This window comes from Paraglaciecola chathamensis S18K6, assembly GCA_000314955.1.
GTDB classification, from domain to species: Bacteria; Pseudomonadota; Gammaproteobacteria; order Enterobacterales; family Alteromonadaceae; genus Paraglaciecola; species Paraglaciecola chathamensis.
This window is the reverse complement of sequence record BAEM01000037.1, coordinates 50,202-62,533: the sequence shown is the minus strand read 5'-3', so window position 1 is coordinate 62,533 and position 12,332 is coordinate 50,202. Positions and strand designations below refer to the sequence as shown.

Here is a 12,332-nt window from a genome sequence, read left to right as displayed (position 1 = left end):
TTACACTGCGTTGCATGACTTCGAAAGAGAACTAGTTTTCTTTTAATAAAGAGCTGTCAGTCATGCGCCTTGTTTAAGCCCTTTTAAACTCTCGCTGAGTCATCACTTATTAACGTGGAATGGTATTACTTAATCTGAATTATTATCTGGAGAAAAACACGTATTCATGGTTGATTGATGCGTGTTTATTCCAATTTACGTTTATTTATCTCTGATTGAGATGAATTTGTAGCCAAATCCTCTATTTCTCCCAATCTTGTTCTGTATCAATATGATTTATATAGATAAATTAATTTAGTTTATCGTAATGACTTTTTGTGTCTGCTTTTTTTACATCTTTTATTTTGAATGAATTGAATATTGTTTTTATTGTTAAAAATCAAATGGTTATATTTTTTATGTTAGTGGTTCGTTTCTTGCTAAACCGGAATCCCAAGAAATATTATTTTTTGAAGTCAATACGAAATTTATAGGAAATAAGAAATGTTCGTAAGTAAAAAATTGTCATTATCATTCTGCGCGGTGTCACTTGCACTTAGCTCTTCATTTGCTCAAAGTATCGAAATTACATCTTCCAGTGATGCTTCACTTCTTTCAGATACATTGATCATTCCTAATAGTGGCGTAACCGTCACCAGCGCCGTATTAAGCGGTGGAATGAACGATGTTGATTTCAGTGCACAAGCAGGAACGTACACTAACCGTACCGGTACTTACGGGCTGCCTAGCGCTGGTGGCGTGGTGTTTAGTACCGGTGACGTTAGTCACTATGAAGATGGCCCTAATAATTTCCCAGGTGGTGAAGGAGAAGGTGAAGGTGAAGGAGAAGGAGGAGGCGAAGATGAAAATTCTGGAACCCCCCCAGATAATGGCAATGAACTAGAATGCCCAAGCTGTTTTGATCAGCCAAACGCTCAACAACTGCCTGAAAACTCAGCGTCAAATGCGCCTACTCCTTCAAGCACACAGGTGAACAGCCCACTCGATAATGAAGCGATTGAAGTAAGCGAACCTAACCCTGCAACGGATGAGCAAAATGCGCTTTTAACTCAGATTACTGGGCAGACGGAACATTTCGATCCCATCGAACTTAGCATTACCTTTGATGTAGACGACAGTGTGTCGGTTATCTCATTTGTCGGTGCCTTTGGCTCAGAAGAGTTCCCAGAATTTGTCGACACTGAGTTTGTTGATGGTTTTGGCATGTTCCTCAATGGTGTGAATTTAGCCAGCGCTGAAGTCACAGACGGTTCAACCGATGGAGCACCGGCACTGATTAATATTAATCATCCTGATTTTGCTCCAGTCGAAGGAACAGAGTTAAACGGTATGTTAGCGCCAAATGGTATTCCTATTTTGCAGTTTGATATTCCCGTTGAACCAGGAAGTACCGGCAACACCTTTACGCTTCTATTAGCGGATGCATCAGACTCTGCACTAGATACCACTATATTTCTAAGTAGCTTTGGTAACTTTGATGCCGAGGGTGGGGAATCTGAATTCACCCCTATTATGCCTGATGATACGAGTGACAATGGGGACTTTGTGTTCACCTTGCCTGAGGTAGATGCTGGCGAAACAATCTGGATAGATCCAGATGTTGCCACTGGTTATACCTACACAGCGACAGACGGCGGCTTGTTTGCTAGCGTGACGGCCCCGACCTTACTTAGCGTAAATGACAGCGACGGGTATTTACTCAGTTATTTAGTTAATGGTGTAGAACAAGTTGTGGCGCTGACCAGCGGGCAAACCTTTGACTTTGATGTACCTGTGCCTGAATTCACGATTTCCAGCATCAACGTTGAACTCGCTTTAGATCCGACTGATCCGTTAGCGTTTGTTACCGGTGTTGCATTTAGTGAAGGCGGCCAATTTGGCGTAATTCAATCACCCATCACCCAATTTGTTGATGACAGTGTCGCGGTTTCAGCTCCTGGAACGGTCGCGATATTTGCCCTTTCATTAATTGGCTTATGTGCTTTACGTAGAAAAAAGTTTTAATCACTTTTGAATAGATTAAAGTAACCCAGTTCGATTCATCGAACTGGGTTTTTCCGTTGTAAAGGGTGAGAAGTAAAGCATGAACAGATTTAAAGCGATTACACTAGCGATGTTATTGAGTGTACATACTGGGCTCGCGAGTGCGGCTGACGAGGATGGTAAGTTTGCCGTTAAAGGTGCGGGAAAACGTCTGTGTAGTAATTTTCTACTGGCTGCAGAACAAAAGAGTACGGATTATTATCTTTATGGAGGCTGGCTTGAAGGTTACATCAGTGCCTATAACCGTTTCCAGCCTGAAAACTATGATGCAACACCTTGGCAAACAACGGAGTTGCTGTTAGCGCTACTACAACAAGATTGCGAAAATGGCAAAGACAGACATTTTCTAACTGTCACTAACGGCTTGCTTAAGGCCTTGTTCCCTATCCGTTTGCCGGCAGAGTCTGCACTAGTAGCAATTGATGTAAATGACGCGAAAAGCTATTTTTATGTGGAAATACTAAAGCGTGCCAAGCAGCGTTTGCGCAAAATGGACTATTTAAAAGACATGGGCAGCAGTGATTTTGATCAAGCGACATTAGATGCCTTTAAGCACTTTCAACGCGATAATGGTTTAGCGCAAACTGGCGTACCAGATCAAAATACCCTGATGAACTTATTTTTGAAAAAATCGGCTTAATCAGACGAGTTTTACTGGGTTGAGCAAGCGCACTTTTATGTTGTCTTGCTCAATCATAGTAAACACTTTCGGGCGAACGTGATCTTTCCACCATTGATTATAAGTTTTCTCATATAAGGCCTGACGAGTTTGTTCGTCGTCAAATTCCCTTAACCACACAAACCAATCATTGCCGTTTTCATCTGCGTAGACATACGTCTGTAAGATACGCATTCCCTGAGAAACTTGGTACGGCAACAATTCTGCTTTTAGCCACTTAAGCCAAGCATGTTTCATATTGGGTTTTATTTTATATTCACGAAGCTCGACGATTGCCATTTCACTTCAACGCTTTTTTAATGGGCTCACCAAAGCGGAATATTTGCCCTTCGTTAGGTTCCATTTTCTGCCAGCTCTCGTTACCTGTTAACGGCTCTGTTGCGATTAGCGTGACGATATCATTTGGGGTGGTCTCTTTGGCAAAATCGATATCTACATCAATATCTGATAAATGCGCTTTACCGAAGGGCGCGCGGCGGGTGATCCACTGTAACTTAGTTGAACAAAATGCCAGCAAATACTCACCGTCAGTGATAAGCATATTAAAAACGCCGAGCTTGTTCAGTTTTTTGGCTTCACGCTGTAAAAAATTAAATGCCGAGATGCGTTTACTTGGGCGATTAGGAAAACGGTTGTCTAGCGCACTCATTAAATAGCAAAAAGCTCGTTCACTGTCCGTTGTACCAACGGGGGTAAATCTATCTATGGGCAAATCAGCATAGCCACTCAATTGACCATTATGGGCATACGTCCAATTTCTACCCCAAAGTTCGCGGCTAAAAGGGTGGGTGTTTTCCATGCCGATACGTCCGCGATTGGCCTGGCGCACATGGGCAATAACGGCCGTGCTCTTTATCGGGTAGTCAGACACCAAGCTAGCTATCTCGGATTCATAGCTTGGCTGGCGATCTTTAAAAATGCACACCCCTTTTTGCTCATAAAATGCCACGCCCCAGCCATCTCTGTGCGGACCAACGCGACCGCCTCTTTCTCTTAGCCCTTTGAAACTAAAGCAAATATCAGTGGGTACATTCGCCGACATGCCTAATAACTCACACATATTTCGTCCTGTGTATTGCTGATAGGGGAATTATAACCCGAATGCTGCTCAAACTGGGTGAATTGTAGCAATTGACAAACTTCACTATTAAATCGCAATTTTTTGGCGGTCATCACTAACTAAGCACGCTTATAGGAAATGAGACTTAACTAACAGGAGTGTGATATGTGCTCACTAGTGCTTCGATACCCATTGGTAGTTTGCTGCAATGCGCTGATATTGGCTACTTGGTTGTACAGTTGGCCAGCGCTGGCAACAACGTTAAACCCTCATAGTGTTTCAGCCCCTGACACCGACAGTGAAGTTTTGCTTTACTCCTCAGTGAACGCCATGGACGACCGCGTAACCCCCATTCTATTACCAGCGAAAGCACGGTCGAGAAAAATTCAAAGTACAAAGCAATCTGCTCGTCGCTTAATGGGTGACAAGCAGCGAGCAGAGATGCAGTTAGCACTCAAAGATGCCCCTAAAATGGCGTTTGTCAGTTGCATTCTTTTCGGCTCGTTATGTCTGTGCCGCAAGCTTGTTAATCGAGCAGGTCGGCAGCGGTTACACGCCATCAAAAGTGCAAAATTTAGTGCCTAAGGCTTAGGTAACTCAAGCTGCGAAAAATAATTTACAGCAAAGTAAAAATAATATGGCGGTTTTTACGCGGGTATTGCGCTTATTAGAAGAGAGATAAAAAAACCTAAGTTTACCCTAGCGCTTTTATCTCAATAAAAAATGGAAGATATGACGTATTTCGGCTCGCTGAGCATGGCACGTTTCGCCATGGTAACGCACAGTCGCAAATTTCTTCAATTGGCAGATAGCTCGGGCAGTAATTCGTTTACTGAATCTTTCCCAGCTAAAACAAGGACAGGAATCATGACCACGAACATTGCCCAAACAACGTATAAAGAACGTTACTTTACCTTCGTAATCCACAACCCAAAATGGATTTTGTTGATCGCAGCATTACTCATAATCGCTATGGGGGTGGGCCTTAAAAATATTCGAAAAGACCCCTCAGTAGATGCGTTTGTACCTAGTGATCATCCCGCTGCACTAGCAAGGGATAGAGCCGGAGAGTTGTTTGGGTTAGAAGACCCTATTGTGCTGGGGATCGTGGCAAACGAGCATCAATCTGCTTTTAGCACAGATATCATTCAAGCATTGAGTCTTATTCAGCGCGAAGTACGCGAACTAGAAAATGTGAAAAAAAATGCATTGATCAGTATTTTGACTGAGAGTGCTATTTATGGTGATGACGGAGATTTGATCGTTGATCCGATCCTTACCAAGGGCGTTGTGACCCAAAGTAGCGCTGCACGAGCGTTAGAGAGGGTACGTAGCATGCCAATGATGGATGGCTTACTCGCATCCAAAAATGGCGACACGCTGACCTTAATTATACCAGTACAAGACGCTAACCATGCTACTGAAACGTATCGGCAGGTGCTGGCAATTGCTCAGGCTCATCGCCCAGCAAACGCTCAAGTTCATGTAACGGGCGTCGCATCAATGAACGGGCGACTGGCGCAAATGGTCAATCAAGATACCCGTATTTTCATTCCAATGGCTATCGTCACTGCGTTGTTGGTTATTTTTATTGCTCTGCGAGAGTGGCGTGGGTTGCCAGGCCCCTTGTTGGTCATTGCGGGTTCTGCTGCGATGACTGTAGGTTTGATGGGCTGGTTAGACGCTAGGTACTATTTAATTACCACTGCATTGCCGGTGATCATCATGGCGATATCCATTGCCGATAGTTTGCATGTTTCTACGCTTTTCTTAGAAAAATGCCGCCTAGAACCAGATAAAAACAAAGCAGAGCTGTTGCTTGGCACACTGAATCAGACCTTCTTACCTGTTACCTTGACGACAGTAACGACAGTGGCTGGGTTTGTTGGCCTCGCCATTGGCTCTTCTATGCAGCCAATTGCAGAGTTTGGCTGGTTCGCTGCAGCAGGTGTTATGGCCGCTTGGATATTAAGTTTAAGCGCCTTGCCAGCCGTTATCCTGTTATTGGGCTTAGGCGCAAAGGAACAAGCTCAGTTTGTACAAGACAGCCCGGTCAATGCGGGCGTTTATCGCCTGACCCAAAATGCGTTTAATCATCCTTGGACTACTGCTTCAAGTTTGATATTGGTACTGACCATTTTCATTTATTTTGCTACTCAAGCCCGATTCGATTACGAGCGCCAACGTTATTTTCAAGGCGACGATGCGGTTCGTTTGGCTGACGTCACTTTGAACTCTCATTTGCAGGGGCTCAACTTTTTGGATGTAGTGGTTTCAGGCAACGAGCCGGGAGATTTAATGACGCCAAAGGCGATGAATGCCATAGCGCAATTACAGCAGCGCATTGATCGGTTGCCACTTGTGGCAAAAAGTACCTCTATTAGCGACTATATGAGTGTTATGCACCGTGCGCTGACAAACGCTCCTGCTGGCGAATTACCCAGCGCAGAGCATGCTCCGGCACAGTATATGTTTTTGTATGAGGCCGCGGGCGACCCAGGAGATTTCAAAGAGGAAATCGACTTTACCTATCAACACACCCTTGTTCGTGCGCAATTGACTACTGACCGCTTTAGTCAAGTAAGCCCTGTTGTTTCTGAGTTTGAAAACATTGCTAAAAGCTGGTCCGAGGAATTCGGACTTGAGGCCAAAGTGAGTGGACGCGTGGCCGTTAACTCTGGGTGGATGAAATTACTCGCATCTTCTCATTTTACTGGCTTAGGTCTGGCTATCGCCTTTGTGTTTTGTTCATCTCTACTGGCATTTCGTTCGTTTTGGCCTGCATTGTTGAGCTTGGTGCCTATTCTAACGGGCGTACTTTTTACTTATGCCGTGATGGGCCTTTTGAAAATTGATATTGCGCCAGCAACGTCCATGACAGCGGCAATTTCAACCGGTTTAGGCGTCGATTTTGCGATCCATCTTATTTCAGGCGTGCGCCAGTCATTGCAAAAAGGATTAGCGCCTCGAGCCGCTTTCAGTGGGCACTATGTAGTCATTGCTCGGGCGTGTGTGTTTTCAGCTGTCGCCTTGGCGTTCGCTTTAGGGGTTATTTGTCTAAGCTCTGCGCCGCCTTTGCAGTGGTTTGGGGCACTGGTTGCATCAGCGTCTATCGGCAGTCTGTTAGGCGCGATCATAGTGATCCCTGCCTGTTATGCCCTGTGTGCACCCACGCCATATGTGATTAACGTAAGAGGAAGTGTGTAATGAAATTATTCAACGTCGCAAACCTAAAAAGCACAAGCCATAAAAGAGCGCGTACAAGCCTAATTCAAATCAGTATTTGGCTGTTCTGTGGGCTTTTTATTCAGCCTGTTTCAGCACAGGAAAATAACCAAATGTCGGCCCTAGAATTAGCGAATAAGGTGCTAACAAGAGCGGCTAACGATGGGCGAGCAGGGAATATGCACTTTACCTTGCACAATGATTCAGGAGGCGTGCGAAAACGCTCTGCTTTATTTGTTCATTCTGTTCATCAAGGCGATACCAAAATAGGGATCTATTTTACTGCACCGGCTGCGCTGCAAAATACCGGATTTTTAAGTTATGACAAGGTATCAGGCAGTGATGAGAATTGGCTGTATTTACCGGCCACTGATCGCGTTCGTAAACTGCCCGCCTCGAGCAAAGGTGACTACTTTATGGGCACAGATCTGACCTACGGCGATATTAAAGACAACTTCAAATTCACCTTATTAGACTGGGACTTTGCCCTAGGCGAAGAGCAAATCGTAGAGCAAAAGCGTTATTTGGTTTTAAAAGGCGTCACCAAATCGAGCAGTAAAGCGTCAGAGCTGGGATACAGCAGCTTTGTAGCTCGTGTCGACCCTGACACTTACTTCCCGTTAGAAATAAATTACACAGACGTAGATGGCATACCGCTGAAAACCATTTCTGTAAAACGTTTAGAGCGCGTATCAGATGCCTGGATAGCAACGCATTTCACAGTCACCAATGCTCAGCTCGCGCATAAGACGGATGTAGTGCTAAGCGATGTTAAGCACGTTCCAGATTTACCACAAAGTATTTTGACTGCTGATGAGTTGAGTTATGGCGTACCGAGTATTTCCGGGTTGTAACAGGCGTTAGCGCATATGTTGTATTAGGGGCAGAAGGCAGGGGAAATAAACAAGATGAGCTTAAGGCAGGGGAGTCAAAAATGAACAGCTCAGAGGCAGCGAGCTTCAAGCTAAAGCGCTCAAGGGTGAAGCGCACGCCACTGAAAAGAACAAACGCGAAGGGATTAAATAGCAAGGAATATCATGAAGATTCAGTCACATGTTTATCGGCATCAGTATCTTAAGCAAAGGGTGATTAACCAAGTTGGTTGCTCGTTGCTGAGCCTTTTATTTGGTCTTTTTGTTGGCCTCGGCGGGCTGTATACACCCCTCGTTAAGGCTGAGGTAAAAGTACAATCAAGCCAAGTGTCGCTAGAGTATCGCGCGGCGCTGAATTTGAAACACTCTGACTTAGATTTGTCCAGAGTGAGCTTGGCTTCTCGGCATACGTTGCGGTTAAATCGGCAATGGAGCGCTCAACTTGATACCCTTTCTCAAGTTGCCTTTAGCAAAACTGGGCTAGGCAGTACTGACAACTTCGCTACTTTAAATCAGCCCCTTTTGGATAGCACCGATGCCCGTATAGAGCTGACCCGGGCATTTTTAATGTGGCGCAAACGGGGAGCTAGTGTGGTCATCGGTAAGCAGGTTACCCCTTGGGGAGTATTAGATGGCGTACAAGTGACTGATCGTTTCGATCCCGTGCGTCGCCGTGATTTTGTCTTAACCGATATGCGCCCTGAGCGTATCGCTAGGTGGGGGATACGTTGGCGCAGTAAATTGGATGGCTGGCACGTGGATACCTCATTAGCATTTGATGGTACGAGTACGCAGCAGGCCAATATTGGCGATACTTTCTTTTTATCCTCAACCCGTTTTACCGGGGGGTTATCAGTTGCAGATTTAGGTCTTGAGGGGCAAGCGCCAACCGTTGATTTGGCGCAGGCCCTAAGAATACAAACTCCCAAACGAGAGCATACCGTTAACCAAAGTACTGCAGGGGTTAAATTTGGGCATAGCCTAGGTGAGGGGGATATGTCAGTCATGTTATATCGGGGGCCTGACACTGATCCTGTCATTCAACTGCGCCAAGCGATGGTGGCGAGTCTACCGATAAATGTTAGCTTTGATTACTTGCGCCGCACCGTACTCGGGGCGACTTATGATGTCACGCTAGGTGCACTAGTATGGCGGATGGAGCTTGCCTATATACCCGACCAACCTTTGAACGTGCTCGGTGAGCAGCCCTTAATGCAGGCGCGGGCAAAGCGGATGCTGATAGGAGGGGGAGTCGACTGGCGAGCACCGGCAAATTGGTTTGTGAATGCTCAGTTAGTGGTAGACCATATTCGAGAAGAAGAGCTGAATTTGGTCCGCCCTGCTACCGATACACTACTCACCTTGAGGGCCCAGCGCAGTTTCTTTAACGAGCGATTACTTTTTAAAACCGAGCTGATTGGCAGTGTGAATCAAGGCGATGGTACGCTGCGTCCTGCCTTGGTATACGACTATAACGACAACTTGAAATTTCAAACGGGGATTGATTGGCTGTTTGGAGATCCAAACGGCCAGTTTGGTCAATTTAAGGATGCCTCGCGCTGGTGGGTATCCGTTAAGTATACTTTTTAAATATAGGGCGCTAGGGCCGGCGTTGGTCCAAAGCAACGAGCTGGGCGCGGATCGTCGATGCCTGCTTCGTTTTGCCTGAGCCTTCGTATTCAGTTAGTAACGATGTTAATACCCATGGTAGTTCGGTTGCCGTCATACGTGGGTGGGCCTGTGTTAAGCGTACTATGCTACGTAAATGTTCAGTGCTATTCGCGTTTTGCTCAAGGGCTAGGTAGGCCCGTGCTAAACCTAAATGGGCATAATACGCCTCAATATATTTGACTTGCAGGTGCTCGATTTCCAACCGTTTGTTTTGTTGCTGTTCTTTATCAATGCTCTGCTGGCGACTGATTAAAATGTGTTGATAATGGGTAATGGCGTTTTGGTATTCTTGATTGGCGGCCAGAGCATCAGCCAATACTTGGGTGCCAAACAAAATCTTTAAGTTGTCATCTGCCCATACATCTTTAGCGAGTGTTAATGTGCTCTGTGCTAGCGGTAATGCTTGAGCTGCGCGGTCAGTTTTTAGATATAGCTCAGCTAACGCGAAACGGGTGACATAGTTAAGGGCGTGAAGTTCGCCTGCTCGTTTTGGCAAAGCAGTCAAAATATCATTAAACAGTGCTTCTGCTTGGGAATACTCCCCTAATCCGAGATGGATTCGGCCCATACTGAGTTTGGCGTCAAGTGTGTCTTGATGTTGTTCTCCCAAGACGTGTATTGCGCGCTCTAAGCGTTTTTTAGTAGGGGCATACCCGGCTTCAAATTGACCTAAGCGTTCCAGCACATAACCAACGCCGGCCAAGTTATACAGTGCTAATCCGTGGTTTTCGTTCCACTCTTTTAAGCAGGCTTCTAGACCTTGTTGGAAGTATTCCTCGGCTTTTTGATAATCCCCTAAGGCATAGTAATCAGCACCAAGACTGGTAATTGCAAGAATGGTGACAATATTCGCTGGGCCTAGGGCGTTTAAACTTTTATCGTATATTTCGTTGTGCAGATTGATGGCCATAAACGAATTGCCGGTATCATTATATAACCCTGCTAGGTTAGACATAACACCCAAAGTTTTTTCATCGTGCTCACCAAAGATACGTTTGGCGACCTCTATTGACTCTTCTAAAATTGGGCGCTGCAGATCAAATTTGTCTGCGCGATTATAAGAATTGCTCAATGCCCTAAGTACGCGATAGAACTCAGCGTCGTCAGTTTGATGTTCTCGATGCAGTGTCAACGCTCTTTCTAAGTGTCCAATAGCCGGATGGATCACCCCTAAACGGAAATATATGTCGCCAATAGTGCGCCTTACAGAGGCCTCAATTAAAGGTTGTGAAAATAGCGTGTGGCTGTCATCTTGGTTTAGTTTTTCACTGGCTTTGTCTAAAATTTGTCGCACTGTTATGACTTCGCCTTGGGCCTTATCTGGGTTAATAGAAAAAAACATGTTGTGCAAAAAGTCAGTGATAGCAACCGCTTTACCGCGCTCCTGCTCGGCGATATCACGCTCGAGTGCAATACGCTGAGACTGAATAAATATGGCGCTACTTGTGGTGGTCATAGTAATAAGAATGAAAGCCGCCAGCGAGCTTGAAAGACGGTTGCGGCGCAAAAACTTTTTACTGCGCGTGACCCAAGAATTACGGTGCGCTGTTACAGGGTAGTGGTTAACAAAGCGCTCAAGGTCATTTGAAAACTGGCTAACACTTTTATAGCGCAAAGAAGCTCTGTTATGCAGGGCTTTTAGCAATATAGCATCTAGGTCACCCGCGATATCCTTGGCTTTTATCACGCTAGGCTCAACCTGCGTTGAATTCCCAAGCGTCGATTTATTGCGGGTTAACAACTGACTTGGCGGAGCAGGCGTAAATTCGACAATGGCGTCGTGCAGTTTGTCTGCAACGTGCTCATAAGGCAGTTGTTGTGTCAGTAGTTTGTATAAAATGACCCCCAATGAATAAATATCAGTGCTGGTGGACAGAGGATCGCCACAAATTTGTTCTGGGCTCGAATAATGTAGGCTAAGCAAACGCTCAGCCTCGCTTGCCTCAAGGCTTTGTTCGCCGTCGCTAGATTCTTGCTGGTCAAGCAATCTGGATATGCCAAAATCGAGTAACTTTGGCTCACCGTCCATGGTGATAAGTATGTTTGAGGGTTTTAAATCACAGTGCACAACCAAGTGTTGATGAGCGTATTGGACGGCGTCACATACTTTTTGAAAAAGTCTTAACTGTTCATGCAGGCCCTGTTTTTTTTGTTGGCAATAAAGGTCAATAGGTGTGCCTTCAATGTATTCCATGACTAAATAAGGCTGATTTGTTTCAGTTGTGCCGCCATCGAGCAGGCGTGCGATATTAGGGTGTTCTAGGTTCGCTAATATCTGTCGTTCAGTTTTAAAGCGTGATGCTCTATCTGCTGTTGTAAGCGCGTTTCGGTTAATTTTTATTGCCACGCGTTGTGTGTAGTGTTCGTCCGCTCTTTCTGCTAGGTAGATATCGCCCATCCCGCCTTGGCCAATCATCTCAATCAGTCGATAACGGTCAACCACATCGCCTATTTTTTGCGAAGTTTGGTTTACAACACAATGCGCGGCGTAATCGATGATGGAATCAATTTCGGTGCTTTTCTCATGGTGCGTTAATAATGAGGTCACTTCTTGATGTAAATGTGAGTTATTTTTACATTGCTGGTCGATGTAAGTGCCGCGTTGCTCTACAGGCAGAGTAATTGCGTGATGAAAAATGTCTTGTACTGTTTGCCATTCGTTGCTGTTCATTTGCTTTAGTCCTTTACGCAAAATGTATTAACGGAACGCTAGATGAGTATCTAATGATTAAAAATTAGTCTATTCCTGTGCTAAAATTATGCAACTCTATTTCACTTTTCA

9 protein-coding genes are annotated in these 12,332 nt (G+C 45.2%); 6 read left to right on the top strand and 3 right to left on the bottom strand.

Going from position 1 to position 12,332, the window contains the following annotated elements; genetic code table 11:
• Positions 1-483: 483 nt before the first annotated feature.
• The gene (locus GCHA_RS14235; protein ID WP_007989382.1) at positions 484-2,004 is read left to right on the top strand and encodes a choice-of-anchor L domain-containing protein; all 1,521 of its coding nucleotides are present in this window, start codon (positions 484-486) and stop codon (positions 2,002-2,004) included.
• 79 nt (positions 2,005-2,083) lie between these two features.
• The gene (locus tag GCHA_RS14230) at positions 2,084-2,683 is read left to right on the top strand and encodes a peptidoglycan-binding domain-containing protein (RefSeq protein ID WP_007989380.1); all 600 of its coding nucleotides are present in this window, start codon (positions 2,084-2,086) and stop codon (positions 2,681-2,683) included.
• On the opposite strand, the gene GCHA_RS14225 is transcribed toward GCHA_RS14230, so the two are convergent.
• Together GCHA_RS14225 and GCHA_RS14220 are read right to left on the bottom strand one after the other, a co-directional pair.
• The gene (locus GCHA_RS14225) at positions 2,684-3,001 is read right to left on the bottom strand and encodes an NIPSNAP family protein (RefSeq protein ID WP_006990612.1); all 318 of its coding nucleotides are present in this window, start codon (positions 2,999-3,001) and stop codon (positions 2,684-2,686) included.
• A gap of 1 nt (position 3,002) precedes the next feature.
• Positions 3,003-3,782 carry a class II glutamine amidotransferase gene (locus GCHA_RS14220; protein WP_007989378.1) on the bottom strand — a complete coding sequence of 260 codons (780 nt, stop codon included), beginning with the start codon at positions 3,780-3,782 and terminating at the stop codon, positions 3,003-3,005.
• A 165-nt stretch (positions 3,783-3,947) separates the two neighbouring features.
• Here GCHA_RS14220 and GCHA_RS14215 point away from each other — a divergent pair, with 165 nt between their 5' ends.
• From GCHA_RS14215 to GCHA_RS14200, 4 genes are all read left to right on the top strand, one after another.
• Positions 3,948-4,367, top strand: a complete 420-nt coding sequence (locus GCHA_RS14215) for a hypothetical protein (RefSeq protein ID WP_013754558.1) — start codon at positions 3,948-3,950, stop codon at positions 4,365-4,367.
• 282 nt (positions 4,368-4,649) lie between these two features.
• The gene (locus tag GCHA_RS14210; protein ID WP_007989374.1) at positions 4,650-6,989 is read left to right on the top strand and encodes an efflux RND transporter permease subunit; all 2,340 of its coding nucleotides are present in this window, start codon (positions 4,650-4,652) and stop codon (positions 6,987-6,989) included.
• Complete coding sequence (locus GCHA_RS14205; protein WP_007989373.1) at positions 6,989-7,861, top strand: outer membrane lipoprotein-sorting protein; 873 nt, start codon at positions 6,989-6,991, stop codon at positions 7,859-7,861. The genes GCHA_RS14210 and GCHA_RS14205 overlap by 1 nt, the downstream gene beginning before the upstream one ends.
• A gap of 183 nt (positions 7,862-8,044) precedes the next feature.
• The gene (locus GCHA_RS14200) at positions 8,045-9,469 is read left to right on the top strand and encodes a DUF1302 family protein (RefSeq protein ID WP_007989372.1); all 1,425 of its coding nucleotides are present in this window, start codon (positions 8,045-8,047) and stop codon (positions 9,467-9,469) included.
• Positions 9,470-9,479: 10 nt separating this feature from the next.
• Here GCHA_RS14200 and GCHA_RS14195 read toward each other — a convergent pair whose 3' ends face one another.
• A complete protein-coding gene (locus GCHA_RS14195) occupies positions 9,480-12,221 on the bottom strand; it encodes a serine/threonine-protein kinase (RefSeq protein ID WP_007989371.1) in 2,742 nt (913 codons plus the stop codon).
• Between the last annotated feature and the right edge of the window lie 111 nt (positions 12,222-12,332).